The sequence below is a fragment of the Streptomyces sp. NPDC059850 genome, assembly GCF_042731515.1.
Classification (GTDB): Bacteria; Actinomycetota; Actinomycetes; order Streptomycetales; family Streptomycetaceae; genus Streptomyces.
In genome coordinates this window covers 138,656-164,493 of the sequence record NZ_JBHWJI010000019.1, presented here as the reverse complement: position 1 = coordinate 164,493, position 25,838 = coordinate 138,656, and the positions used below count along the sequence as shown (strand labels likewise).

The following is a 25,838-nucleotide window of genomic DNA, read 5'->3' as shown; positions in this document are numbered from 1 at the left end:
CGTGTCAGTCCTCCGGGATCTCCATCCGGAGGTCCCGGGGCAGGCGCTGTTCGAACCACACCAGCTTGCCGGTGCTCAGCCGGGTCGCGCCCCAGCGCCGGGCGAGCTGGTTGACCAGGAACAGGCCGCGGCCGCCCTCGTCGCCCGGGCGGGCGTGCAGCATCCTGGGCACGAACGGCGAGTCGTCGCCGACCTCGCAGCGCAGCACATCGGTGCGCAGGAGGCGCAGCGTCACCGGCCGGGTCGCGTAGCGGACGGCGTTGGTGACCACCTCGCTGACCATCAGTTCGGTCGTCTCCAGCAGCGAGTCCAGCTGCCAGCGGTGCAGGGTGCGGCGGGTGAGGCGGCGGGCCCGGCCCGCGGTCTGCGGCTTCGGGTCCAGGAACCAGTAGGCGACGTTGTACGACGGGATGCCGTCGAAGCGGGCGGCGAGCAGCGCGATGTCGTCGTCCCGGTCCCGGGGCCCGACGCCGCCCACCGCCGCGTCGCACAGCAGCTCCAGCGGCGGCGGGTCGAGCACCTGGGCGGTGGTGTGCAGCCGGTCGCGCAGCCGCTCGACCCCGGTGGACACATCGGTGTCGCGGGACTCCACGAGACCGTCCGTGTAGAGCAGCAGGGTGGCCCCGGTGGGCGCGAACATCTCCACCGTCTCGAAGCCGACGCCGCCGACGCCGATGGGCGGGCCGGGCGGTATCCGCAGCACCTGGCCACGGCCTCCCGGCTGCAGCAGCACCGGGGGCGGATGCCCGGCGTTGGCCACCAGCAGCCGGTGTGCGATGGGGTCGTAGATGCCGTACAGACAGGTCGCCATGTGCTGGCTGCCCAGCCGCTGGGCCTGCTCGTCGAGGTGGTGCAGCACCTCGTCCGGGGACAGGTCGAGCCCGGCGAGGGTCTGCACGGTGGTGCGCAGCTGGCCCATGATCGCGGCGGAGGTCATGGAGTGGCCCATGACGTCGCCGATGACGAGGGCGACGCGGTTGCCGGGCAGCGGGATCGCGTCGTACCAGTCGCCGCCGATGCGGGCGGTCTTGGAGGACGGGAGATAGCGGGTGGCGAGCCGGACGCCGATCGGCTCGGGCAGCGAGGAGGGGAGCATGGTGCGCTGCAGGGCGTCGGCGACGGAGACCTCGCGCCCGTAGAGCACCGCCTTGTTCATGCCGAGGGCGGTGTGGGTGGCGAGCTGGGAGGCGACCAGCAGATCGTCCCCGGTGAACGGCGGCCGGTCGGGGTGGCGTACGAGGACGGCGGCGCCCATGACGATGTGCTCCCGCCCGCGCAGCGGCGCGATGATCAGCCGCCGCCCGGGAGGCACCGGGCCCGGGCCGCCCACCGCGGGGCTCAGCAGCTCGGCGACCTCGGCGGCGATTCCGGGGACGTCCCCGAACGCGGGCCGCCCGGCGGCCAGCAGCTCGGCGAGCCGCCCGGTGACGGTGAGCCGGGCGGGCCCGAGCGGCGGCGCGGCACGCGGCGGTGGTCCGGTGGCCCGGACCCCGCCGCGATGCCCCGGGCCGCCGGGAGCGGCACCGCCGCCACGGTCAACGGGACCGCCGGGCACGCCGCAGGCGGCGGGCGGGGGTTCCGGGCCTGCGCTGTGGGGGCGCAGGACCAAGGGGCCCGGCGGCTCTTCTTCCCCGGCGGGGAGCGGGTCGCGCAGGTGCACCACGGCCGCGTCGGCGAAGGCGGGGACGGCGGCGCGGCACAGTTCGTGCAGGGTCTCGTCGAGGTCCATGCCCCGGGCGATCTGCCGGGTGGCGGTGTCGAGGTAGCGCAGCCGGTCGGTCTGCGGGCCGGTGGCGTACGCTCCACGCCGGGCCGCTCCGGGCCGGACTGCGGCGGCGGGGCGCGGCGGGACTGCGCGGCGGGGCCCACGGCCCGGCCGCCCGGGCGGTCTGGGCGGTCCGGGCCTTCCTGGGGGGTGGGGTACGGGGACGCCATCAGCTGTGCCGTTCGTCGCGGACGCGGACCTCAGCCGCCTCGTCGGCACCGGAGGAAGATCTGTTCCTCGGGCGGGATGTCCGAGGAGGCCGGTGCGTAGGTGTAGGACGACTCGCCGACGATCTCGAAGCGGGCCGCTTCGATGACCTCGCGCAGATCGTCCCGCAGATAGCCGGTGACGCGGATGGTGGAGCGGAGGAACGGGATCGAGAAGTCGTCCACGTCGGCCTCCACCATCGACAGGGCGAAGAGCCCGCCGGGGTGCAGCAGGCGGCGGATGGTGCCGAGCGCGAACGGGATCTCGGCGCGGGGCAGCATCAGCAGCGAGAAGAACGCCGTGACCGCGTCGAACCGGCCGAGATCGACCGGACCCCCGGGGCGCAGATCGGCGATGTCGAGCTGGTGGAAGTCGGCGCCGGGGACGTACGAGCGGGCGAGCCGCACCATTCCGGCGGACAGGTCGACCCCGGTGACCCGCAGCCCCGCGCCGGTCAGCTGGCGCGCGGTGGGGAGTCCGGTGCCGCAGCCCAGGTCGAGCACCCGGGATCCGGGCGGGAGCGCGCCGATGAGCCACTCGCCCGCGGCGAGCTGGCCGTCCTTGTGCGGGAACGCCTCGTCGTAGCGGTCGCCGATGGCGTCGAACGCCTCGGCCTGACCGGTGCGGTCGAGCCGTATGTTCCCGTATCCGGTATCGCCAGTTCCGTTGGTCACGGACACATCCCCGGGGTTCGCCACGTCACCCCCCATTCTCCTCGTATTCCGGGTCCGCGCCATGGCCGGAGCGCATCTTCCGGGGCTGACCTCCCGGGGCGCTCAGCCGGTGCTCCCCTTCGGCTTCTCGTCGTCGACGATCTCCGCGTCCACGACCTCGTCGGTGTCCTGGTGCGAGCCGTCCTGGTGTGCGTCGCCGTCCGGGGTCCCGGCGGAGGGGGTCCCGGGCTGTGCCTGGGCGTAGAGGGCGGTGCCGATCTTCTGCGCGACGGCGGCGGTCTTGTCCGTGGCGTCCCGGATCGCCGTGGTGTCCTCGCCCTTCAGCGTCTCCTTCAGCTCCGCGACCGCCGTCCCGGCCTCCTCCCGGACGTCCTGTGGCACCTTCCCCTCCTGGTCGCGCAGCAGCTTCTCGGTCTGGTACACGAGGGATTCGGCCTGGTTGCGGGTCTCGGCGGCCTCGCGGCGCTGGTGGTCCTCCTCCGCGTACTGCTCGGCCTCGCGCATCATGCGGTCGATGTCGTCCTTCGGGAGCGCCGAGCCGCCGGTGACGGTCATCCGCTGCTCCTTGCCGGTGCCCAGATCCTTGGCGGAGACGTGCATGATGCCGTTCGCGTCGATGTCGAAGGCCACCTCGATCTGCGGCACCCCGCGCGGCGCGGGCGGCAGCCCCGTCAGCTCGAACATCCCGAGCTTCTTGTTGTACGCGGCGATCTCGCGCTCGCCCTGGAACACCTGGATCTGCACGGACGGCTGGTTGTCCTCGGCCGTCGTGAAGACCTCCGAGCGCTTGGTCGGAATGGTCGTGTTGCGCTCGATCAGCTTGGTCATGATGCCGCCCTTGGTCTCGATACCGAGGGACAGCGGGGTGACGTCCAGCAGCAGGACGTCCTTGACCTCACCCTTGAGGACACCGGCCTGGAGGGACGCGCCGATGGCGACGACCTCGTCCGGGTTGACACCCTTGTGCGGCTCCTTGCCGGTCAGCTCCTTGACCAGGCCGGTCACCGCGGGCATCCGGGTCGAGCCGCCGACCATGATCACGTGGTCGATGTCGGAGGTCTTGACCCCGGCGTCCTTGATCGCCTGGTGGAAGGGCGCCTTGCAGCGCTCCAGCAGGTCTTCGGTGAGTTGCTGGAACTGCGAGCGGGTGAGCTTCTCGTCCAGGTGCAGCGGGCCCTCGGCGGACGCCGTGATGTAGGGCAGGTTGATCGTGGTCTCGGTCGCCGCGGACAGTTCGATCTTGGCCTTCTCGGCGGCCTCGCGCAGCCGCTGCACCGCCATCTTGTCCTTGGCCAGGTCGACCCCGTAGCCGTTCTTGAACTGCTTGACCAGGTAGTCGACGACGCGCTGGTCCCAGTCGTCACCGCCGAGGTGAGTGTCGCCGTTGGTGGCCTTGACCTCCACGACCCCCTCGCCGATCTCCAGCAGCGAGACGTCGAAGGTGCCGCCGCCGAGGTCGAAGACCAGGATCCGCTGATCGTTCTCCCGGTCCAGCCCGTACGCGAGGGCGGCCGCCGTGGGCTCGTTGATGATCCGCAGCACCTTCAGCCCGGCGATCTCGCCCGCCTCCTTGGTGGCGGTGCGCTGGCTGTCGTTGAAGTACGCGGGGACGGTGACCACGGCGTCCGTGACGTCCTCGCCGAGGTACGCCTCCGCGTCGCGCTTGAGCTTCTGGATCACCCTCGCGGAGATCTCCTGGGCGGTGTAGCGCTTGCCGTCCACGTCGCCCTCGGCGGGGAAGCGCCAGCGCTCCTCGCCCATGTGGCGCTTGACCGAGCGGGCGGTGCGGTCGATGTTGGTCACCGCCTGGCGCTTGGCCACCTCGCCGACCAGCACCTCGCCGTTCTTCGCGAAGGCGACCACCGAGGGGGTGGTCCGGGCGCCCTCGGTGTTGGTGATGACGGTGGGCTCACCGCCTTCGAGGACCGAGACCACGGAGTTCGTCGTCCCCAGGTCGATACCGACTGCGCGGGTCATGTCGAACCACCTCCCGATACGCCTCCAAGTATCCCAAAGGATGCTTTTTCGACGCGGTGGCCCGGTTCAGTCGCCCAGGTGGTCGACCTCGCGCATCCGGTTCGTCGCGTCGAGCGCTGCGACCTTGTAGGACTCGGCGAAGGTCGGATAGTTGAACACCGCGTCCACCAGGTAGTCCACGGTCCCGCCGCAGCCCATCACCGCCTGACCGATGTGGATCAGCTCGGTCGCGCCCGTACCGAAGCAGTGCACCCCGAGCAGCCGCCGGTCCTCCGGGGACACCAGCAGCTTCAGCATGCCGTGCCCGTCGCCGACGATCTGGCCACGGGCCAGCTCGCGGTAGCGCGCCATCCCGACCTCGAACGGCACCCTCGCCTCCGTCAGCTGGTCCTCGGTCCGGCCGATGAAGCTGATCTCCGGGATGGAGTAGATGCCGATGGGCTGGAGGCCGTGGATCGGGTTCACCGGCTCGTCGCACGCGTGGTACGCCGCGCTGCGGCCCTGTTCCATGGAGGTCGCGGCCAGCGCCGGGAACCCGATGACATCGCCCACCGCGTAGATGTGCGGCACGGTCGTACGGTAGTGCTCGTCCACCGTGATCCGGCCGCGCGGGTCGGCGGTGAGCCCGGCCCTCGCGAGGTCCAGCTCCTCGGTCAGCCCCTGCCGTCCCGCCGAGTACATCACCGCGTCGGCCGGGATCTTCTTCCCGCTCTCCAGCACGGTCAGGGTGCCACGCTCATGCCGCTCGACCGCGGCGACCGTCTCGCCGAAGCGGAAGGTGACGGCGAGGTCCCGCAGCCGGTACCGGAGCGCCTCGACGATCTCGACGTCGCAGAAGTCCAGCATGCCGTCCCGCTGCTCGACCACGGTGACCTTGCTGCCCAGCGCGGCGAACATCGAGGCGTACTCGATGCCGATCACCCCGGCCCCCACGATGACCATGGAGCGCGGCACCCGCTCCATGCTGAGGACGCTGTCGGAGTCCATGACCGTGCGCTCGTCGAACTCCACGCTCGCCGGGCGGGCCGGACGGGTGCCGGTGGCGATCACGATGTGGTGCGCGGTGAGCAGCTGTTCCTGGCCGGACGCGTCCGTCACGGCCACCGTGTGGTCGTCCACGAACCGTCCGGTGCCGGAGTACATCGCGACCCGGTTGCGGGAGAGCTGATTGCGCACGACGTCCACCTCGCGGCCCACCACATGGCGGGTGCGGGCCGTCAGATCCGCGACCGTGATCTCTTCCTTGAGCCGGTAGCTCTGGCCGTACAGATCCCGCTGGGTCAGCCCGGTGAGGTAGAGCACCGCCTCGCGCAGGGTCTTGGACGGCACGGTGCCGGTGTGCAGGGACACCCCGCCCACCATGTCCGGCCGGTCGACGACGGCGACCCGGCGGCCGAGTTTCGCCGCCGCGATGGCGGCCTTCTGGCCGCCCGGGCCGGATCCGATGACAAGCATGTCGAAGTCGGTCACGGCTGGAGTCTGTCACCCGGATCCGCCCGCCGGAAGGGCGTTCCACCGCTCGACGTCCCCCGCTCAACGTCCTTCGCTCGACGCCCACTTGAGGCCCCGTACGCCCGGCGCGGTGAACGACGCCAGGAGGACCAGCGCGACCAGCCCGGCCGGGAGGGCGGGCGCGGCCCGAGCGGCGTGCGTGACCAGCAGCGCGCCGAGCGCCGCCCCCACGACGAGCGCGGCGAGCAGCGCCGCGCTGGCCCAGCGCACCCGGCCGTCGCGGGCCATGTCGACCAGCAGCCCGGTGAGGGTGCCGGTGAGGTACGTCGTGGACATCCCGGGCGGCCCGACGGCGCGCACCAGACCGCTCTGGCCGCCCATGGCGAGCGCGGCCACCGCGAGCAGCGCGGACTGCGCGCCCTGCCCCGGGTGGCCGCCCGCCGTGGCCCACCCCGCCCACAGCCCGCCGAGCGCGAGCACTTCCGCGCCGAGGGCCCAGCGGGCCCGCCTGGCGGGCCGCTCGCCCCGTACGATCCGGGCGCTGAGCAGGGCGCCCGCGACGAAACCGGCCACCGCGACGGCGGCGTCCCGGGCCCGTTCCGGGTCCTGGGCGCCCGCCGAGATGCCGAGGAGCGAGAGGTTTGCCGTCATGACGCTGGTGAAGACGCCGCCGAGGGCGAGGAAGCTGATCGCGTCCATCGCACCGGTGGCCACGGTCAGCGCGACGGCGGTGGCCACCAGGCCGCCGTCGCCGGTGGTCCCCTCGCCGTCCGCCATCGGCCACCTCCGGGCACCCCGAGTGCCCCGCCGCGTGCGCGGGAAACAGCGGGCCGATCCCGGGCCGGGGAGAGGGGATGTGATTCCGGGCCGGGATTCCGCTTCCCGTACCGCCACGGCATCGTTAGGTTCGGGGTGCCCGTCCCGTAACGGCCCCTGAACCGTGGAGGAATGCCGCACGTGTCCCGCGAACTCCATCACCGCGCGGTCGTCGCCGACGCCCACAACGATCTGCTGATCGCCGTCGCCGCCCGCCCGCCGAGGCGCTGGGCGTCCTTCTTCCGGGAGCAGTGGCTGCCCCAGCTGCGCGAGGGCGGTGTGGACCTCCAGGTGCTGCCGGTCTTCATCGAGGACCGGTTCCGCCCCGAAGGCGCACTGCGGGAGACGCTGCGCATGATCGAGTGCGCGCATACGCTGGCCGAAGGCAACCGGGACGCGGTACGGCTGTGTCTGGACGGGTCCGATATCGACGCCACGCTGGCGGAGGGCAGGATCGCGCTGGTGCTGGCGCTGGAGAGCGCCCCCGGCCTCGACGCCGACGTGGAGCTGATCCCGACCGTCCACCGGCTGGGCGTGCGGGTCGCGTCCATCGCCCACTGGGGCCGCACCGCGCTGGCCGACGGCAGCGGCGAGGACGCCACCGGCAGCAGGCTGACGGGGGCCGGGGTCGAGGCGCTGCGGGAGATGGAGCGCCTGGGCATCCTCTTCGACGTCTCCCACCTCAGCGCGTCCGGCGTCGCCCATGTGCTGGAGCTGGCCAGCCGCCCGGTGCTGGCCACCCACTCGTCGGCGCGTGCGCTGCTCGACCATCACCGCAATCTCACCGACGACCAGATCCGGGGCATCGTGGCGACCGGTGGCATGGTGTGCGTGAACTTCCTCGGCGAGTTCCTGGCCACCGATCCGGACGAGCGGACGGTGGACCGGCTGGCCGACCACATCGCCCATATCGCGGAGGTCGCGGGTCCTGACCGGGTGGGTCTCGGGCCGGACTTCATCAAGGAGGTCAGCGCCGATGTCAGCCCGCCGTGCTGCGAGGACCTGGAGTACGCCGAGCTGGTCGTCCCTGGCCTCGAAGGCCCCCGTGGCCTTCCGCTGGTCACCGAGGCGCTGATCGACCGGGGTTTCTCGGAGGCCGCCGTCCATCAGATCCTCGGCGGCAATGTGCTGGACCTGTTCCGCAAGGAGCTGGGCCGCCCGGGGTAGGGGACGCGAACGAAACGGGCGGCACCGCCACCGCGATGCCGCCCGCTCCCGATGGTCCGTCAGGAGCCCGCCACGGTCGCGGGTTCCGAGGGCGTCCCGGCCGGGGTGGTGTCCCCCGTACGTACCCACAGCGGCTTCAGCCGGTAGGTCAGCAGGTACAGCACCACGGAGACGCCCGCGGCGACGTACATGCTCAGGTCGCCCGCGCTCGGGTACGCCGAGGCGAACGCGCCGGTGTACAGCTTGGACTCCCAGAACGGTATGGACGCCAGCACGCCGCCCGCCCACGCGACGAAGCCCCAGGAGAGCACCCGCCCCCGGTCGTACAGTTCGGCGATCCGCGCCGGGTCGGAGCGGCCGCCCAGCCCGTAGTCCAGCAGCAGCACGACGGCGAACGGCGCGATGAAGTACGCGGTGAGGTTGAGGAACACCGAGAACTTCGCCTCGATCCCGGACTCGCCCCACAGGCTGATGACGTACGCCAGCAGACAGATGACGGTGACCGCCTGGGTCCGGGTGACCGGCACCTTCAGGGTCTGGACGGAGATGGCGCCGCCGTAGACGTTGAGGAAGTTCTGCGCGAGCGCGGAGAGGCCGACCGCGATGAGCGCGGGGACGGCGAACGGCCCGGCCAGTTCGTGGAGGGCGGTGATGGAGTCGGTGCTGCTGGCGTTCGAGCCGACCAGGACGCCCAGGATGCCGAGCCAGCAGATGGTGACGAAGTTGCCGAACCCGGTGTACCAGGCGGTGCGCTTCACCACGTCCGGGGTGTCCGGCAGATAGCGCGAGTAGTCGGAGGCGAACGGCGCCCAGGCGACGAGGAAGGAGAGGAACCAGCCGCAGAAGGTGATCCAGCCGCCGGTGTCGCCGATGTAGCCGGACGCCTTCGGGTTGGCGTCGAAGGTGCCGGCGCCACGCACCAGGGCCACGATCGTGATCATCGCGAACAGCGGGGTGAGCACATAAGTGAGCACGCGCTGAAGGAAATTGATCATGTTGTAGCCGAAGATGGAGACGATCAGCTCGATCGCGGTGAGCAGCAGCCCGCAGAGCCAGTACGGCAGATGCGTCAGCTCCGAGATCGCCTTGGCACCGAGGATCACGGTGACCGAGGCCCAGCCGACCCCGGCGAACACATTGATGTACGCCACCGGCAGGAAGTTCCCGAAGAAGCCCAGCGGCCCGCGCGCCTGGATCTGCTGCGGCACCCCGAGCCGTACGCCCATCTTGGACATCACCGCCATCAGCACCGAGCCGACCCCGGCCCCGACGACGATCGCGGCGACCGCGCCGGTGAAGCTGAGGCCCAGGCTGATCGCGCTGAATCCGAGCAGGATGATGGGGAAGTTGAGGCCTGCGGCGAACCAGACGAAGAACTGTGAGCTGGGCTTGCCGTGCCGCTCGTTGTCGGGGATGTGGTCGACCCCGAAGGGTTCGACCTTGGTGACCGCGCTGCCGTAGACCGGCGCCGCATCGTCGTTGGTCATGGGCGTGCTCCTGGGGGCATGGGGAGATCAGGGCGTCAAGGGGTGGCGGTGTGTGGAGGGAAGGGTGGGTCCAGGCGCGGCCGGGGGCGTCTCACCACGGCAAAGGCGCTGTGTTCGAGATATCGAAAAACCCGCCACCACTGTAGACCAGAGGTGCCAGGTCCTCGTGACCGGCCGCGACCACCCGGCCGGTGAAGACGGTGTGGCTGCCCGCTTCCAGCCGCTCGCCGATCTCCACCTCCAGCTGGGCGCAGGACCCGTCGATCAGGGGTACGCCGGAGCCGCCCGGGGTCCAGGACAGCCCGGCGAACTTGTCGTCGGACTTGGACGCGAAGACCTTGGCGACGTCGAGCTGGTTCGCGGCGAGGATGTTGATGCCCAGATGGGTGGCCCGGTGCAGCGCGGGGTGGGTGGTGGAGCTGCGCTGGACGCAGACCAGCACCATCGGCGGGTCCAGCGAGATGCTGGAGAAGGCGTTCACGGCCAGGCCCCGGGGCGTACCGGCGTCGTCGGTGGTCACCACGGTCACGCCGGTGATGAACTTGCGGTGCACCCCGCGCACCAGGTCGGCGTCGACGGCGGCTTCCTTGGTGGTGGTGATGATCCCCAGCGCCTCCAGTAGCTGGCGGGGGTCCCAGGTCACCCATTCCTCGGCGATCACACCGCCGTCGAAGTGGGTGAAGGTGGCGCCGGAGACCTCGACCGGGCGGCCGGTGGGCGGCACGCCGAGGAAGTCGCCGGTGTGGCTGCCGGTGCTGCGCCAGCGGATCGCCAGCCCCTCACCGTCCTCCACGATCTCCTCGATCTCGGTGTGGAGATCGGGGAACGCCTCGCGGATGGCGCGTACGGAGTCCTTGAACTGCTCGCGGTCCTGGGGGGCCGCGGCGGGGCCCCGGCGCCGTACGTAGCCGGGGCTGAGCAGTTCGTCGAGCGCCTCCACTCGCCCCTGGTCCCAGGCGGCCTGCCAGGCGGAGCGGACGCGGGCGGTGCGGTCAAGAGTGTGCGTCATGACGGCTCCCTCATTCAGCTCTTGTATGGCAGAGGACGGTAAGAACGCCATCGGCCACTGTCAACACCTAGGGACAAATGAGCCGGGAAAGAACCGTTCTCGCACCAAATACACAGGTCAAAGTTGCCGACCCGACTCGAACCCTTGACGGGCCCGAACCGGACTCCTAGCCTCCCTGCCATGGCACAGCGTAACCCGGAAGAAATGGACGGACGCTGCATGCGCTTCTCGATATTCCACAACCTCGGAGCACCGGGCCGGCTCGGCTCCTACGCCGAAGTCATGGACGAGGCACGGGAGTTCGCGGTCGCCGCGGACCGGGCGGGCTTCTGGTCCACCTGGTACACCGAGCACCACTTCGGCCACGAGGCCATCGAGATCACCCCGAACCCGGTGCTGATGGGCGCCGACATCGCGGCCCGTACCGAGCACATCAGGATCGGCCAGGCGGCGAACATCGCCACCTTCTGGCATCCGCTGCGGCTCGCCGAGGACATCGCGATGCTCGACCAGCTCTCCGGCGGCCGCGTCGAGGTGGGCCTCGGCCGGGGGCTGTACGGGCGCGAGGCGCTCAATCTGAACGCGCTCGCCGATCCGCGCGACCAGGAGCAGAACCGCGCGCTGTACGACGAGACCGTGGAGATCCTGCGCAAGGCGTGGAGCGGCGAGTTCTTCTCGCACCAGGGCCGCTTCCACGAGTTCCCCGCCCCGGGGGTGAAGTGGAACCACCCCCTCTCCCCCGCCACCCCGGAGTACATGGAGGACGGGGTCATCACCAAGATGCAGGTCACGCCGCATCCCTTGCAGCGCCCGCATCCACCGCTGTGGCAGGTCATCGACAGCCCGAGGTCGATCAAGGCGGCCGCGGCCGACGGGGTCCAGGGCATGTTCTGGCTGCCGCCGGTCTCGGCGCTCAAGGAGCGCTTCGAGCTGTACCGCTCCACCGCGAGCCAGTCCTCGGGCCGTGCGTACGCGCTCGGCGAGGGCATCGGCCTCGTACGGGACGTCTACGTCGCCGACACCATGGAACAGGCGCGCGCCGACTTCGAGGAAGCGCTGCTGACCACCTACCGGTGGATCATGCACTTCCGGGGCCTGGGCAACCTGATGGAGGCGGGCGAGGAGCTGACCGACGCCCACGAGCTGTCCTTCGAGTTCCTGGCGAAACGCAATCTGCTGGTCGGCACCCCCGAGTACGTCTCCGAGAAGATCGCCGAGCTGCGGGACGAGGTGGGCCTGGAGCATCTGCTGCTGTGGACCACCCACCCCGGGCTGGAGCACCGCAAGGCGATGCGCAGCCTGGAGCTGTTCGCGGAGAAGGTCATGCCGCGGTTCACCGGTGGCGGCAGCCATGACTGACCTGGGCCAGGTGACCGACCTGGGCCTGCGCAAGGTCGTCAGTGTCATCGACGAACCGCTGCTGGAGCTGGGGCGCCCGGTGGCCGTGCCGGTGCGCCGGGCCGCGGCGGCCGCGGTGATCCGTAACCCCTGGGCGGGGCTCGGCCTGGTCGCCGATCTGCAGCCCGAGGTCGAGCGGATCGCCCCGGGGCTCGCGCGGCTGCTCACCGACCGGGTGAGCGAGGCGCTGGGCGGTGTGGAGCGGGTCGAGTCGTTCGGCAAGGCCGCGATCGTCGGCCTGAACGGGGAGATCGAACACGGCGGGGCGCTGATCCACACCCCGTTCTTCGGCAACGTCCTGCGGGAGCTGACCGAGGGCACCTCGATCATCGTGTTCAGCGACGACCGGCTCCCGGCGGGCGAGCCGCTGACCGTACCGCTGTGGCACAAGACGGCGGCCGCGACCCGCTCGCACTACCAGACGTGCCAGATCCGCATCCCCGACGCGCCCCGGCCCGACGAGATCGTCGTCATCGCGGCCGGTGCCTCCGGGCCCCGCCCCAACGCGCGCATCGGGGACCGGGCCACCGACCCCGTCGTCCGCCTCGCCGATCTCGAAGACCCCAAAGACATGGAGACCGTGCAGTGAACGTCCGCAAGATCATCACCTTCACCGAGGACATCCACAGCGAGGGCGGCCGCCCGGTGGACCCGCCCGCCCGGACCGCGGTGGTGCTCGCCATCATCGAGAACCCCTGGGCCGGGCAGGGCTATGTGGCGGATCTGCTGCCCGGTATCGACGAGGTGGCGCCGAAGCTCGGCGAGCTGCTGGCGCCCCGGGTGGTCGAGGCGCTGGGCGCGCCGGTCGAGGCGTACGGCAAGGCAGCCATCGTGGGCCTGGACGGGGAGGTCGAGCACGGCTCCGGGCTGATCCACACGCTCAAGTTCGGCGACCACTTCCGGCAGGCGGCGAAGGCCACCACGCTGCTGCCCGCCGTGGAGAAGCGCGCGGCCGCGGGCACGGTCTTCGACATCCCGCTCAAGCACATCACCGATGCCACGATCCGCTCGCACCACCAGAGCATCGAGGTGCGGGTGGCGGACGGACCGCGCGCCGACGAGATCGTGGTCGGGCTCGCGGCCGCCGCCCAGGGCCGTCCCCAGGCCCGGCTGGCCCCGCTCGCCACGGAGCAGTGAGCGGCGTGCGGCGGCCGTCCGCGCCGGTTTCCCTGGCGTACGAGACCCACGGCGCCGGGCCCGGACTCGTCCTGCTGCACGGGGTCGGGCTCGACCGGCGGATGTGGGAGCGGTGTCTGCCCGCGCTGGCGGCCCGGCACCGGGTGACGCTGGTCGATCTGCGCGGCCACGGCGCCTCCCCGGCCGCCGCCCCCGGGGTGTCGCTCGGCGAGCTGGCCGCGGATGTCGCGGCGCTGCTGAGCGGGCCCGCGCACATCGTCGGCTTCTCGCTCGGCGCGCTCGTCTCCCAGCGGCTCGGCCTGGACCGGCCGGACCTCACCGCCTCGCTGACGCTCGTCAGCTCGGTGGCGGGGCGCTCGGAGGACGAGCGCGCGGCGGTGGCGCGGCGGCGGGAGGTGGCGGCCCGGGACTTCGGGGCGTCCGCGTGGGCGGCGGTCGACCGCTGGTTCTCGCCCGGCTGGCGGGCCCAGGAGCCGGGGCTCGCCCAGCGGGTGCTGGACACGCTGCTGGCCAACGACCCCGTCTCGTACCTCGCCTGCTACGACGTCTTCGCGACCGCCGACGCCGGGCTGTGGCCGCTGCTGCCCCGGATCACCGCGCCCACCCTCGCGGTGACCGGGGAGGACGACCCCGGCTCGACCCCGGCCATGACGCACCGGCTCGCGCGGCAGATACCCGGCGGCCGGGCGGTGATCGTGCCCGGGGCCCGCCATCTGCTGCCGCTGGAGTGCCCGGAGCGACTCGCCGACGCGATCCTCACCCACACCGGAAGCCAGGCCGGAAGCCCGACCGGAAACCACACCGGACATCAGGAGTGCCACAGCCCATGAACCGCCTGCCGCGCCATGACCACTACATCGCGGGCGAGTGGACCGCCCCCGCCGACGGCGGCTACTTCGCCAGCGTCAACCCGGCCACCGCAGAGCCCTGGTACGAGGCGGCGGACGGCACCGCCGCCGATGTGGAGCGCGCGGTGGGCGCCGCCCGCGCCGCCTTCGAGGACCCGCGCTGGCGCGATCTGAGCCAGACCCGGCGCGGTCGGCTGCTGCGTGACCTCGGCGATCTGATCGGCGAACACGCGGAGGAGCTGGCCCGCACCGAATCCCTGGACAACGGGAAGCTGCTGCGCGAGATGCGGGCCCAACTCGCGGGCCTGCCCGAGTACTTCTATTACTACGCGGGACTCGCCGACAAGATCCAGGGCGAGGTCATCCCGGGCGCCAGCCGCGAACTCCTCAACTACACCCTGCGCGAACCGGTGGGCGTGATCGGCGCCATCACCCCGTGGAACTCCCCGCTGCTGCTCACCGCCACCAAGCTCGCCCCGGCGCTGGCCGCGGGCAACACGATGGTCATCAAGCCCTCGGAGCACACCTCCGCCTCGCTGCTGGCCCTCGCCCCGCTCTTCGCGGAGGCGGGCTTCCCGCCGGGCGTGGTCAACGTGGTCACCGGCTTCGGCGCGACCGCTGGCGGCCCGCTGACCGAGCACCGGGACGTGGCCAAGGTGAGCTTCACCGGCTCCACCGAGACCGGCCGCCGGATCGCCCGTACCTGCGCCGACCGGCTGATCCGCTGCACCCTGGAGCTGGGCGGCAAGTCCCCCAACATCATCTTCCCGGACGCCGATCTGGGCTCGGCCGCCATGGGCGTGATCGCCGGGGTGTTCGCCGCCGCGGGCCAGACCTGTGTGGCGGGCAGCCGGGTGCTGGTGCACCGCGAGGCGTACGACGAGATCCTGGAGCGGGTGACGGCGCGGGCCGCCACCATCGCGATCGGCGACCCCCTCGACGACGCCACCGAACTGGGCCCGCTGGCCATCGCCGACCAGCTGGAGAAGGTCGAGTCGTACGTCGAACTCGGCCGCTCCGAGGGCGGGAAGGTGGTGTGCGGCGGGTCCCGGCCGGACACCGGTCTCGGCGGGTACTTCTACTCCCCCACCGTGTTCACCGGCGTCGACAACACCCTGCGGATCTGCCAGGAGGAGATCTTCGGGCCGGTGGCCACCGTCCTGCCCTTCGACTCCGAGGAGGAGGCCCTCGCCATCGCCAACAACTCGGCGTACGGCCTCGCGGCGGGGGTGTGGACCCGGGATGTGAACCGGGTGCACCGGATGGCCGCCCGGCTGGAGGCGGGCACGGTGTGGGCCAACACCTACCGTTCGATGTCGCCGATGTCGCCCCGGGCGGGCTTCAAGGACAGCGGCATGGGGACCGAGCACGGCACGGAGGTCATCCGGGAGTACACCCGGCTGAAGAGCGTGTGGATCAACACCAGCGAGGAACCCGCCGGGGACCCGTTCATCCTCAGGTCGTGACGTATGCCCGGACGGGAGCGCTCTTGTATGGCAGGTCACACGGCCCCGCCCTTGACCGGCGGGCAGGTTGACGGGGAGAGAGCGCCCCGCATACGGTCCGGTGCCATGCAACAACCCACAGGGAAGCGGCTTCAGCAGACCAGCATGCAGGCCAGGGTCGCCGAAGAGCTGCGGCAGATGATCATCAGTGGCGAACTGCCGCCCCGCTCCAGCCTGTCCGAGATGGCGCTGTCCGAGACCTTCGGGGTCAGCCGGACGCCCATCCGCGAGGCCCTCAAGCAGCTCCAGATAGAGGGGCTGGTCGAGGTCCGGCCACGGGTCGGCACGTTCGTCGCCGTGCCGTCACGCCGTGAGCTGACCGAGCTGTTCCAGATGAAGGAGCTGTTCGAGGGCGCCGCCGCCCGGCTGCTGGCCTTCCGTGGGAACGTGCCCGAGGTGGAGCAGCTGGAGGCCAGCATGCGGGCGGCCGACCAGGCCGTCCAGGAGGGCGACGCCGAGCGGTACGCGGCGCTGGTCCACGAGTTCCACGACCTGATCGTCAGGGGCGCGGACAACAGCAAGCTGGAGGGGCACTACCGCACCCTGATGAACCAGCTCGCCTACGCGCGGCTGGTGCGCACCTCGCTGTCCCGCCCCGGGCGGCTCATCGAGTCGGACTCCGAGCACCACCGCGTGCTGAGCCTGATCCAGGCCAAGGACGGCGACGGCGCCGAGCGGGTGATGCGCGAGCATGTGCGCGCCAGCCACCAGGCCCTGATGCAGGGCATGGACGAGCGCGGGCACTGAGCCGCCGACGCTTCAGTTGTCGGCGCCTCAGTTGTCGGCGGCGACCCGTGCGGCGCGCAGGGCCGAGCGGAGCCGGTTCTTGGCGCCGAGGAGATGTTCGCGCAGGGTGGTGACGGCGGTCTCGGTCTCACCGCCGCGCACGGTCGTCAGCAGGTCGGCATGGGCCTCGGCGGAGGGGTGCAGATCGACGTCCTGGGCGTTGGTGACATCGAGGACCACGCCGAAGGTGGGGCGGTACTGCTCCCAGACGGCGACCAGTCGGCGGTGCCCGGACAGGACGTAGAACTGGGAGTGGAACTCCAGGTCGGCGAGGGCGAAGTCGCTGGGCGCCGAGCGGTCGGCGGCGTCCCGCATCCGGTCCACGAACCCCTGGGCGCGGTCCCAGTCGCCGGGTTCGGCCCGGCCGATGGCGAGGGTGAGGGCCAGGGTCTCCAGGGATTCCCGCAGGGTGTACAGCTCGTCCACGTCCGTCTCGGTCAGCCCGGTGACGAAGACCCCGCGGCGGCGCGATTCGACCAGCCCCTCGGCCTCCAGCTGCCGCAGCGCGTCGCGGACCGGGCCGCGGCTGACGTCGTACTGCTCGGCGAGGGCACCTTCGACAAGATGGGTGCCGGGGCGCTGCCGTCCTGAGATGATGAGGACGCGCAGCTCGTGGGCGACCAGATCGCCGAGGGACTGCTGCTGTAGCGAGGTGATGGGCACCGGCGGACTCCTTCTGGGGGCGGAACGTCCTCTTCAGTCAACGGTTAACCGTTGACTCATTATTCCTCCCTCAGGGCCGCTTCGGAAACGGTGGCGAAGACGATGCCGCGCCGCTGCCAGGTGTAGCTGACGGCGACCCCGTCCGCCCAGGGCACCACGGCCGGGTAGGAGAACTCCCGGTGGCCGTCGGTCCGTACGCCCGTCTCGTCCGGGACGATGGCCGGGACGGTGGCTCCGGGGCGGGAGACCGGCCGGTCCTCCAGCACCACCGCCCGGCGGAAGGTGAGCCCGTCGTCCTCGGAGACGGACAGCACCAGCGGGGTGCGCGCGCCCCATTCGGCGGCCACCGGGTTGTGGGCCAGCACCACCCGGCCGTCGGCGAGCCGTACGGCGTCCAGCCCGCTGTTGTTGTTCGGGACGTCCAGCGGCCGCGCGGCCGACCACGTCACGCCGCCGTCGCGGGAGGCGCTGCGGCAGACCCGGCCGCAGGAGCTGCGCAGCAGCATCCGCACCTCGCCCGGGGCGCTCTCCCACAGCGCGGGCTGGATGACCCCGGCACCGGGAAACGCGGGGCGGTCCAGCGGTACGGGCGCGGAGCGCCGCCAGCTCGCGCCGCCGTCGTCCGAGCGGTCGGTGAACGCGTCCCAGCGGCCGCCCGCGCTCCGCGGCTCCTCGGTGGAGGCGGGCGCGAGCCAGCCGCCGTCGGCGAGGCGGACCGGTTTGTTCTTCACCGGTCCGCGCCCACCGGCCCCGGCCGCGCCCGGCACCAGGTCGGCGGGGGCGGACCAGCTGAGCCCGCCGTCCAGGGAACGCAGCACCCGGGTGCGCCAGTCGGGGATGCGGTGGCCGGTCTTGTAGAAGAGCAGCACCTCGCCGTGGCCGGTGGCGAACAGGACGGGGTTCCAGTGCGGCAGCCCCGCCTCGTCCGCCACCTTCACCGGCTCGTGCCACGCGCCGTCGCCCGCCCGCCGCGCCAGCCAGATCGCCACGTCGTCCGCGCCCTCCCGGCTCCCGGCGAACCAGGCGGCGAGCACCTCGCCGTCCGGCAGCGGGAGCAGGGTGGAGGCGTGGCAGTGTCCGAAGCGGGGGTCGTCGCGCAGGACGAACTCGCGGTGGACGGTCATCAGGGCGCGACCGCGTCGGTCTCCGGCACCTTGGCGGCCTTGGTGTCCGATGCGGGCTCGGACCCCGCCGCCATGGCGGAGCTGGTGTCGACCAGGTCGCGGCGGGAGGTCTCGGGGGTGAAGAAGTACGCGGCGGCCGCCGAGATCAGGGCGACGGCGCTCGCGTAGGCGGCCACCGGAACCCAGTTGTCGCCGCCGCCGGTGAGCGCGGTGGCGATGAACGGGGTGAGGCCACCGGCCACGATGGCGCCGAGCTGGGCGCCGATCGAGGCACCGCTGTAGCGGACCTTGGAGCCGAAAAGCTCGGTGAACAGGGCGGGTTGGACGGCATTGCAGGCGTTGTGGGCAAGGTTGATGACGAGGCAGTACGCCAGCACGATCAGCACCGCCGAGCCGGACTTCAGCAGCAAGAACGCCGGGAAGGCCAGCGCGGCCGCGGCCAGGCCGCCGTAGACGTACACCGGGCGGCGGCCCACCTTGTCGGACAGCGCGCCGAAGAAGCCGTGGGCGGGGAAGGCGAGCACCGAGGCGATCATGATGGCGGTGGTCAGCGTGGCCTTCGGGATGCCGAGGTGTTCGGGTCCGTAGGACACCGCGAAGACGGTCAGCAGGAAGAACGGCACGCTCTCGCTGAACCGCAGCGACATGATCAGCAGCACGCTCCGCCAGTCGTGGCGCAGTACGTCGAGCAGCGGCGCCTTGGCCTTGCCCTCCTCCTGCTTGACCTGCTCGAACACCTCGGATTCGCCGAGCCGCCCGCGCATCCACAGCCCTACGCCCACCAGCACCGCGCTGCACAGGAACGGCACGCGCCAGCCCCAGGCCTGGAACTGCCCCTCGGGGAGCATGCCCATCAGCGCGAACATGCCGGTGGCCAGCAGCTGTCCGGAGAAGCCACCGGTGTTGGGCCAGGCGCTGAAGAAGCCGCGGCGGTGTGCCGGGGCGTTCTCGACGACCATCAGCATGGCGCCGCCCCATTCGCCGCCGACCATGAAGCCCTGGATGAAGCGCAGCACCACGAGCAGCACCGGTGCCCAGATGCCGATGGTGTCGTACGTTGGCAGAAGACCGACGGCGAAGGTGGCGGCGCCCATCCCGCACAACGTCGTGACCAGCGTGGTTTTCCGGCCGATGGTGTCGCCGAGGTGGCCGAAGACGAAGCCGCCGAGCGGGCGGGCGATGAAGCCGATACCGAAGGTGGCGAACGACGCGAGGGTGCCCGCGAACGGGCTCAGACTCGGGAAGAAGAGATCGCCGAACACCAGCGCGCTGGCGAGGCCATAGAGCAGGAAATCGTAGAACTCGATGGTGTTGCCGATGAAGCTCGACACCACGGTGCGGCGGAGCTGGGCGGACGCGTGGCGTGAGGTCATGTGTTTCTCCTGCTCTGGGCCTCATTGCCCGGACATCTGGTTAACCGTTCACGGTTAACCGTGGCGATGAGTATGGGATCCCGCACCACGCCCGTCAATAGGAAGCCGCGAGGGACCCTTGACGCCCCGGAAGCGGCTCCGTACCTTCGGTTCACCTCTTGAAAGATCGAACCGTTAAACACCCTCTGAACTCTTCACAACTCTTCAAGGGACGAAGAAACATGAATGGTGTGCGCAGACGAACGGTGCTCGCGGCGGCGGGCGGCACGGCGATCGCGGGCAAGGCCGCCACCGGCACCGCCCACGCCCGGGAGCGGCCGGGCCCCGGCGAGCGGCCCGCGGCGGAACCCGCCCCGTACGAGGCCAGGGTCCAGGCCCTGCTGGGGCGGATGACGGTCGAGGAGAAGCTCGGCCAGCTCCAGCAGCTCGCCTGGACCGGTGACACCGGGCCCGGCGGCGGACAGACCGCCGAGGCGGAGAAGGCGGCCCGGCAGGGGCGGCTCGGCTCCGTCCTCAACATCTACGGGGCGAAGAACACCAACACCCTCCAGCGGATGGCCGTCGAGGAGTCGCGCCTGGGCATTCCGCTGGTGTTCGGGCTCGATGTCATCCATGGCATGTGGACCACCTTCCCCATCCCGCTCGCGCAGGCCGCGAGTTTCGACCCGGAAGTGGCCGTACGGGACGCCGAGGTGTCGGCGAAGGAGGCCCGCTCCAACGGGGTGCACTGGGCCTTCTCGCCGATGATGGACGTCACCCACGAACCGCGCTGGGGCCGGATCTCCGAGGGCAGCGGCGAGGACCCGCATCTGACGGCCGCCGTCGCCGCCGCCAAGACCCGTGGCTACCAGGGCGAGGACCTGGCGTCGAAGGACCGGCTCGCGGCGTGCGCCAAGCACTTCGTGGCGTACGGCGGCGCCGAGGGCGGGCGCGACTACAACACGGTGGACGTCTCGGAGGCGCGGCTGCGCAACCTCTACCTCGGGCCGTTCCTGGCGGCCGTGGACGCCGGGGTGGCCACCGTCATGGCGAGCTTCAACACCATCAGCGGGGTCCCCGCCCATGGCGATCCGCACACCCTCACCGACATCCTCAAGGACGAGTGGGAGTTCGGCGGGGTCGTCGTCAGCGACTACAACGGCGTTCAGGAAATGACGGTGCACGGCTTCGCCGCCGACCACGCCGACGCGGCCCGGCTGGCGCTGAACGCCGGGGTCGACATGGAGATGGCCAGCACCACCCTCGCCGACCATGGCAAGCGGCTGCTGCGCGGTGGCGACATCACCACCGCCCGGCTGGACGACGCGGTGGCCCGCGTCCTGCGGCTCAAGTTCCGGCTCGGGCTCTTCGAGCACCCCTACGTGGACGAGGACGCCGCGATCGAGGAGCCCACGAAGGCGTCCCGGGCGGCGGCCCGCGAGACAGCCGCACGCACCCTGGTGCTGCTCAAGAACGCCCCGTCCGCGAAGGGAAAGGCGCCGCTCCTCCCCCTCAGCCGGTCGGTCTCCTCCATCGCCGTCGTCGGGCCCTTCGCCGACTCCACCGATCTGCGCGGCTCCTGGGCCGGGCCCTGGGCAGACGCGTTTCCGCCGGTCACCGTCCTGGACGCGGTGAAGGACGCCGCGCCGAAGGCCCGGGTCACCCATGCCCGCGGTGTCGACCCGGCGGGCAAAGACACCGGGGACACCGATGGCATCACGAAGGCCGCCGTGGTCGCCAGGGCCGCCGAGGTGGCGGTCGTCGTGGTCGGGGAAGCCTCGGCGCTCAGCGGGGAAGCCGCCGTACGCAGCGACATCAGCCTGCCCGGGCAGCAGGAGAAGCTGATCGCCGCGGTCGCGGACACCGGCACGCCCTTCGTCGTGGTCCAGGTCAGCGGCCGCCCGCTGACGATGGGCGGCTGGCTGGACTCGGCGCCCGCCGTGCTCCAGGCGTGGCATCCGGGCATCGAGGGCGGAAACGCCATCGCGGACGTCCTGTTCGGCACCGTGAACCCGGGCGGCAAGCTGCCCGTGTCCTTCCCGCGCTCGGTGGGGCAGATCCCCATCTACTACAACCACGAGAACACCGGGCGCCCCTACGACCCGGACAACAAGTACACCTCCAAGTACCTCGACCTCGCCGACGGCCCGCAGTTCGCCTTCGGCCACGGCCTCAGCTACACCACCTTCGACATCGGCGAGCCGAAGCTGTCCGTCAGCCGCATCTCGGCCGACGCGCTGCGCAAGGGCGACACCGTGGAGGTGGCGGTCACGGCGCGCAACACCGGGGAGCGCGAGGGCGACGAGGTGGTGCAGGTGTATATGCGGGACCCGGTGGCCAGCCTCGCGCAACCGGTGCGGCGGCTCTGCGGCTTCCGCCGGATCACCCTCGGCGCGGGGAAGTCCACCACCCTCCGCTTCCGGCTGGGCGCCGAGGACCTGGGCTTCTGGACCCATGACCGGGACGGCGTGTTCACGGTGGAGAGAGGCGAGATCCAGATCTACGCGGGCAACAGCTCACTGGCCAGGAGCGAACGCACCCTGACGATCACCTAGACCGATCACATAGTGGGACGGCGTCCCGTCTTCTGCACAGCCCGGCCGGATTACTTGTAGGGTGCATGCTGACAATCCCGGCCGGGCGGAGGTCCCGTGGGCGGTGTGATCACCGGTTTCGGCGTCATCGCGAGCATCATCGTCACCGGCTATGTGCTCGGCCGCCGCAAGGCGCTGGGCGGGCAGGGCCGGGAGGTGCTGACCAAGCTCTCCTTCAACGTCGCCTCCCCCGCGCTGCTGTTCACCACCCTCGCCCACGCCGATCTCGCCGTCGTCGTCTCGACCCCGCTGCTCGTCACGGCGCTGAGCACCTTCGTGGTGGCGGGCGCGTTCGTCGCGGTCGGCGCGGTACGCAAGTGGAGCGTGGGCCGCACCACGATCGGCGCCCTGTGCGCGAGCTATGTGAACGCGGGCAACCTCGGCATCCCGATCGCCGTGTACGTCCTCGGCGACGCGTCCCTCGTTGCCCCGGTGCTGCTGTTCCAGCAGCTGGTGATGACCCCGATCGCGCTGACCGTGATCGACCTCAGCCGCCCCTCGGACCACCCGCCCTCGGTGCTGCGCTGGGTGACCTCCCCGTTCCGCAATCCCATCGTGATCGGCTCACTGTCCGGAGTCGCGGTGGCCGCCGCGGGGTGGCGGGTGCCCGGGCCCATCATGGAACCCTTCACCCTGGTGGGCAGCATGGCCGTACCCGCCGTGCTGCTGGCCTTCGGGATCTCGCTGCCCGGCAGTGAGCTGCCCGGGCGCGGCGAGGAGCGCGGCCCGGTGCTGCTGTCGGTGGCGCTGAAGTCCTTCGGCCAGCCACTGGTGGCGTGGGCCATCGCGGCCGGTGTGTTCCAGCTCGGCGGGCCCGCCCTCTTCGCGGCCGTCGTCACCTCCGCGCTCCCCGCGGCGCAGAACCTGTTCACGTACGCGGTGCGCTACGACACGAGCACCATCCTGGCCCGCGAATCCATCCTGCTGTCCACGGTGCTGGCCGCGCCGGTGCTCCTCACGGTGACGGCGCTGCTGGGCTGAAGTCCCCGTGTGCGGCGGCCGGTTGGGTTTACCCCGCAAGGCCCCGGGCAGGCGATTGTTCGTGCTTCGGACCGGAGGCACGCACCGCGGGAGCAGTCTGATCGCTCCAGAGCGTGGCCTCCGGTCCGTATCCGCACACTCCCGCATGGCAGCGACCCACGGTCCCAGGCGACCCGTCAGCCCCTTGCAGGAGGTGTGTGAGATGACGACAGCAGCGCAGCACACGGCCCGTTCCCGGTCCGGTTCCCCGAAGCACCCGCATGACGACGCGCCCGACACCAGCGCCGAGTTCCACGAGATGGCCCGCCTCCCCGAGGGCCCCGAGAAGGACGCGCTGCGGCAGCGGGTGGCGGAGGCGTGGATGCCGATGGCGAAGCGGCTCGCCCGCCAGTACCGCAACCGGGGCGAATCCCTGGAGGACCTGGAGCAGGTGGCGGCGCTCGGCCTGGTGAAGGCCGTCAAGCGGTACGACCCCGAACACGGCACGGCGTTCGCGGGTTTCGCGGTGCCCACCATCGTCGGCGAGATCAAGCGCCATTTCCGGGACCACCTGTGGGTGCTGCATGTGCCGCGCCGGGTCCAGGAGCTGCGCAACCGGGTGCGGACCGCGCACCGGGAGCTGTCGCACTCCCTCGACGACGCCTCGGTGCCCGCCGAGGCCATCGCCGAGCGCACCGGCCTCACCGAGAAGGAGGTGCGCATCGGCATGGAGGCCATGGGCAGCTTCACCCCGCTGTCCCTGGACGCCCAGCTGACCGGCGCGGACGACGGCTACTCGCTGGCGGACACGCTCGGCCGCCCGGAGCCCGCGTACGACCGGGTGGTGGACCGCGAGGCGGTGCGCCCCGGGCTCGGACGGCTGCCCGAGCGGGAGCGCCAGATCCTCTACATGCGGTTCTTCTGCGACATGACGCAGAGCCGGATCGCCGAGCAGCTCGGCATCTCCCAGATGCATGTCTCCCGGCTGATCAACCGCACCTGCTCGACGCTGCGCGCCCAGGCCATGGACGAGGCCGCCGCCGCGTGAACGGCCCGCTCCCCGCGTCGCACCGCGAGCCGTTGCGCCGCTGGAACGATGTGCATCGCCTCAGCGGGTGACCGTGGCGCCGTGGAGAGCGCCGGTGTCCGCCACGGGCTGCGAGGGTCGGGGCGCGCACCCCGGACGCCCAGCGAAGGAGAACGCCCATGACCACCACCCAAGGCCCGCCCTCGGTGTCCGACCTGAAGCTCGTCAAGGGCCAGAAGGCGCTGGTGACCGGCGCCAACTCGGGCATCGGCAAGGCCACCGCGATCGCCCTGGGGCGCTCCGGCGCCGATGTCGTCGTCAACTACGTCTCCGACCGTCCGGCCGCCGAGGCCGTCGTGAAGGAAATCGAGGGCCACGGCGTGCGCGCGTACGCCCACCAGGCGGACGTGTCGCGGGAGGATCAGGTGGTCGGCATGGTGTCCGACATGGTCGACCGGTTCGGCACGATCGACATCCTGGTGGCCAACGCGGGCCTGCAGCGGGACGCCCCGACGGTGGAGATGTCCCTGGCGGACTGGGAGAAGGTGCTCTCCGTCAACCTCACCGGTCAGTTCCTGTGCGCCAGGGAGGCGGTCAAGGAATTCCAGCGGCGCGGTGTCGTTCCGGAGGTGTCGCGGGCGGCCGGGAAGGTCATCTGCGTCAGCTCGGTGCACCAGATCATCCCCTGGGCCGGGCATGTGAACTACGCGTCGTCCAAGGGCGGCGTGGCGATGATGATGCAGACCATGGCCCAGGAGCTGGCCCCACGGAAGATCCGGGTGAACGCGATCGCGCCGGGTGCCATCCAGACCCCGATCAACCGCGACGCGTGGGACACCGAGGACGCCCGGACCGCACTGCTGGAGCTGATCCCCTACGGCCGCATCGGCGACCCGCGGGACATCGCGAACGCCGCGGTCGTCCTCGCCTCCGACCTGTGCGACTACGTCGTGGGCACCACGCTCTACGTGGACGGCGGCATGACGCTCTTCCCCGGCTTCGCCACCGGTGGCTGAACCCCGCCACCAGGCGATTCGGCGCGCGGAGAGCGACGATGGTGGTGTCATTGTTTCCTCAAGGAGGTGGACGACGATGACGTTCCCCTCGGACCATTCGCGTGACGCCGACCGGGCGGATCAGCGTGCTGACCAGCGCGCCGACCAGCGGAATGAGCGTTCCGACGACGCGGACCGCCCCTTCACCGGTCTCCTGGGCACCCTCTCGGATGCCGCCTGGCAGGTCCTGCTGACCGCGGGCCTGGTCGCGATCGTGCTGGGGCTGCTGGTGCTCGTGTGGCCAGCTGCCACCCTGGCGGTGGTCGGCGCCCTGTTCGGCGTATACCTGCTGATCAGCGGCATCTTCCAGCTCGTCGGGGCCTTCGGGTCACACGTCCCCCGGTCGATGCGTGTCCTCGGCTTCATCAGCGGCGCGGTGAGCGTGTTCCTGGGTCTGCTGTGCTTCCGGGGCCCGGCCCAGTCGATCCTGCTGCTCGCCCTGTGGATCGGATTCGCCTGGCTGCTGCGGGGTGTCATGCACACCGTGACGGCCGTGCAGGACGAGGCGATCCCCGCCCGTGGCTGGCAGATCTTCCTCGGTGTCATCAGCGCCCTGGCCGGAATCGTGCTGATCGTGTCGCCCTTCGGCTCCATCGCCGCGCTCACCCTGGTGACCGGCGTTTGGCTGCTGATTCTGGGCATCATCGAGGTCGTTCACGGGATTCAGTTGCGGGCCCGGCTCGGAGGCCACGCCCCCCGCAAGGAACATCACGGCTTCCGGTTCCGTCAGCAACCCCATCCGCAGCCGTAGCCGCCGCGGCCGCCCCCCCCCGGGGGGGGGGCGGGCACCCGCGCCAACCACGGGGGGGGTGGGTATAAACCAAAACAACACCCC

At 71.3% G+C, this 25,838-nt stretch carries 22 protein-coding genes; 12 read left to right on the top strand and 10 right to left on the bottom strand.

Annotated elements, in window-relative coordinates:
- Nucleotides 1-4: 4 nt before the first annotated feature.
- The 5 genes from ACFV9T_RS18375 to ACFV9T_RS18355 all read right to left on the bottom strand — a co-directional run bounded on the left by ACFV9T_RS18375 (nucleotide 5) and on the right by ACFV9T_RS18355 (nucleotide 6,852).
- Complete coding sequence (locus ACFV9T_RS18375; RefSeq protein ID WP_385441397.1) at nucleotides 5-1,729, bottom strand: SpoIIE family protein phosphatase; 1,725 nt, start codon at nucleotides 1,727-1,729, stop codon at nucleotides 5-7.
- 236 nt (nucleotides 1,730-1,965) lie between these two features.
- The gene (locus tag ACFV9T_RS18370) at nucleotides 1,966-2,652 is read right to left on the bottom strand and encodes a class I SAM-dependent DNA methyltransferase (protein ID WP_385441414.1); all 687 of its coding nucleotides are present in this window, start codon (nucleotides 2,650-2,652) and stop codon (nucleotides 1,966-1,968) included.
- A 96-nt stretch (nucleotides 2,653-2,748) separates the two neighbouring features.
- Nucleotides 2,749-4,623 carry a molecular chaperone DnaK gene (gene dnaK, locus ACFV9T_RS18365; RefSeq protein WP_385441395.1) on the bottom strand — a complete coding sequence of 625 codons (1,875 nt, stop codon included), beginning with the start codon at nucleotides 4,621-4,623 and terminating at the stop codon, nucleotides 2,749-2,751.
- A gap of 66 nt (nucleotides 4,624-4,689) precedes the next feature.
- Complete coding sequence (sthA, locus tag ACFV9T_RS18360) at nucleotides 4,690-6,093, bottom strand: Si-specific NAD(P)(+) transhydrogenase (protein WP_385441393.1); 1,404 nt, start codon at nucleotides 6,091-6,093, stop codon at nucleotides 4,690-4,692.
- A gap of 63 nt (nucleotides 6,094-6,156) precedes the next feature.
- Nucleotides 6,157-6,852, bottom strand: coding sequence for a YoaK family protein (locus ACFV9T_RS18355; protein WP_385441391.1), 696 nt, complete (start codon nucleotides 6,850-6,852; stop codon nucleotides 6,157-6,159).
- Between the two features lie 171 nt (nucleotides 6,853-7,023).
- On the opposite strand from ACFV9T_RS18355, the gene ACFV9T_RS18350 reads away from it, so the two are divergent.
- Nucleotides 7,024-8,058 (top strand): dipeptidase, encoded by a 1,035-nt coding sequence (locus ACFV9T_RS18350; protein WP_385441388.1) that lies wholly within the window; start codon nucleotides 7,024-7,026, stop codon nucleotides 8,056-8,058.
- Between the two features lie 59 nt (nucleotides 8,059-8,117).
- Here the strand turns inward: ACFV9T_RS18350 and ACFV9T_RS18345 are convergent, their stop codons facing one another.
- Both ACFV9T_RS18345 and ACFV9T_RS18340 read right to left on the bottom strand, forming a co-directional pair.
- Nucleotides 8,118-9,545: a purine-cytosine permease family protein gene (locus tag ACFV9T_RS18345; RefSeq protein WP_385441385.1), complete on the bottom strand. Its 1,428-nt coding sequence runs from the start codon at nucleotides 9,543-9,545 to the stop codon at nucleotides 8,118-8,120.
- 91 nt (nucleotides 9,546-9,636) lie between these two features.
- Nucleotides 9,637-10,554: a flavin reductase gene (locus ACFV9T_RS18340; RefSeq protein WP_385441384.1), complete on the bottom strand. Its 918-nt coding sequence runs from the start codon at nucleotides 10,552-10,554 to the stop codon at nucleotides 9,637-9,639.
- A 180-nt stretch (nucleotides 10,555-10,734) separates the two neighbouring features.
- On the opposite strand from ACFV9T_RS18340, the gene ACFV9T_RS18335 reads away from it, so the two are divergent.
- The 6 genes from ACFV9T_RS18335 (at nucleotide 10,735) to ACFV9T_RS18310 (ending at nucleotide 16,189) form a co-directional block, all read left to right on the top strand.
- Complete coding sequence (locus ACFV9T_RS18335; protein ID WP_385441382.1) at nucleotides 10,735-11,913, top strand: LLM class flavin-dependent oxidoreductase; 1,179 nt, start codon at nucleotides 10,735-10,737, stop codon at nucleotides 11,911-11,913.
- Complete coding sequence (locus ACFV9T_RS18330; protein WP_385441380.1) at nucleotides 11,906-12,541, top strand: amino acid synthesis family protein; 636 nt, start codon at nucleotides 11,906-11,908, stop codon at nucleotides 12,539-12,541. Before ACFV9T_RS18335 ends, ACFV9T_RS18330 begins: the two co-directional genes overlap by 8 nt.
- Nucleotides 12,538-13,089 (top strand): amino acid synthesis family protein, encoded by a 552-nt coding sequence (locus tag ACFV9T_RS18325; RefSeq protein WP_385441379.1) that lies wholly within the window; start codon nucleotides 12,538-12,540, stop codon nucleotides 13,087-13,089. The genes ACFV9T_RS18330 and ACFV9T_RS18325 overlap by 4 nt, the downstream gene beginning before the upstream one ends.
- Nucleotides 13,086-13,919: an alpha/beta fold hydrolase gene (locus ACFV9T_RS18320; RefSeq protein WP_385441377.1), complete on the top strand. Its 834-nt coding sequence runs from the start codon at nucleotides 13,086-13,088 to the stop codon at nucleotides 13,917-13,919. The genes ACFV9T_RS18325 and ACFV9T_RS18320 overlap by 4 nt, the downstream gene beginning before the upstream one ends.
- Nucleotides 13,916-15,403 (top strand): aldehyde dehydrogenase, encoded by a 1,488-nt coding sequence (locus ACFV9T_RS18315; RefSeq protein ID WP_385441375.1) that lies wholly within the window; start codon nucleotides 13,916-13,918, stop codon nucleotides 15,401-15,403. The genes ACFV9T_RS18320 and ACFV9T_RS18315 overlap by 4 nt, the downstream gene beginning before the upstream one ends.
- Before the next feature lie 105 nt (nucleotides 15,404-15,508).
- Nucleotides 15,509-16,189 (top strand): GntR family transcriptional regulator, encoded by a 681-nt coding sequence (locus ACFV9T_RS18310; RefSeq protein WP_385441373.1) that lies wholly within the window; start codon nucleotides 15,509-15,511, stop codon nucleotides 16,187-16,189.
- Between the two features lie 27 nt (nucleotides 16,190-16,216).
- On the opposite strand, the gene ACFV9T_RS18305 is transcribed toward ACFV9T_RS18310, so the two are convergent.
- From ACFV9T_RS18305 to ACFV9T_RS18295, 3 genes are read right to left on the bottom strand one after another with little or no spacing between them, the layout of a single operon-like run.
- Nucleotides 16,217-16,891, bottom strand: a complete 675-nt coding sequence (locus tag ACFV9T_RS18305) for a GntR family transcriptional regulator (protein ID WP_385441371.1) — start codon at nucleotides 16,889-16,891, stop codon at nucleotides 16,217-16,219.
- Between the two features lie 59 nt (nucleotides 16,892-16,950).
- Nucleotides 16,951-18,015 carry an exo-alpha-sialidase gene (locus ACFV9T_RS18300; protein ID WP_385441369.1) on the bottom strand — a complete coding sequence of 355 codons (1,065 nt, stop codon included), beginning with the start codon at nucleotides 18,013-18,015 and terminating at the stop codon, nucleotides 16,951-16,953.
- Nucleotides 18,015-19,388, bottom strand: coding sequence for an MFS transporter (locus ACFV9T_RS18295; protein ID WP_385441368.1), 1,374 nt, complete (start codon nucleotides 19,386-19,388; stop codon nucleotides 18,015-18,017). Before ACFV9T_RS18295 ends, ACFV9T_RS18300 begins: the two co-directional genes overlap by 1 nt.
- A 221-nt stretch (nucleotides 19,389-19,609) precedes the next feature.
- Between ACFV9T_RS18295 and bglX the strand changes: the two genes are divergently transcribed.
- The 5 genes from bglX (at nucleotide 19,610) to ACFV9T_RS18270 (ending at nucleotide 25,754) form a co-directional block, all read left to right on the top strand.
- Nucleotides 19,610-21,922 (top strand): beta-glucosidase BglX, encoded by a 2,313-nt coding sequence (gene bglX, locus ACFV9T_RS18290; RefSeq protein WP_385441366.1) that lies wholly within the window; start codon nucleotides 19,610-19,612, stop codon nucleotides 21,920-21,922.
- Nucleotides 21,923-22,018: 96 nt separating this feature from the next.
- Nucleotides 22,019-22,942 (top strand): AEC family transporter, encoded by a 924-nt coding sequence (locus tag ACFV9T_RS18285; protein ID WP_385441363.1) that lies wholly within the window; start codon nucleotides 22,019-22,021, stop codon nucleotides 22,940-22,942.
- A 202-nt stretch (nucleotides 22,943-23,144) separates the two neighbouring features.
- On the top strand, nucleotides 23,145-23,969 hold the full coding sequence (locus ACFV9T_RS18280; RefSeq protein WP_385441362.1) for a SigB/SigF/SigG family RNA polymerase sigma factor: 825 nt from the start codon (nucleotides 23,145-23,147) through the stop codon (nucleotides 23,967-23,969).
- A 158-nt stretch (nucleotides 23,970-24,127) separates the two neighbouring features.
- Entirely contained in the window at nucleotides 24,128-24,964 is an 837-nt protein-coding gene (locus ACFV9T_RS18275) for an SDR family oxidoreductase (protein ID WP_385441360.1), read from the top strand.
- Between the two features lie 76 nt (nucleotides 24,965-25,040).
- Entirely contained in the window at nucleotides 25,041-25,754 is a 714-nt protein-coding gene (locus ACFV9T_RS18270; protein ID WP_385441358.1) for an HdeD family acid-resistance protein, read from the top strand.
- The last annotated feature ends 84 nt before the right edge of the window (nucleotides 25,755-25,838 follow it).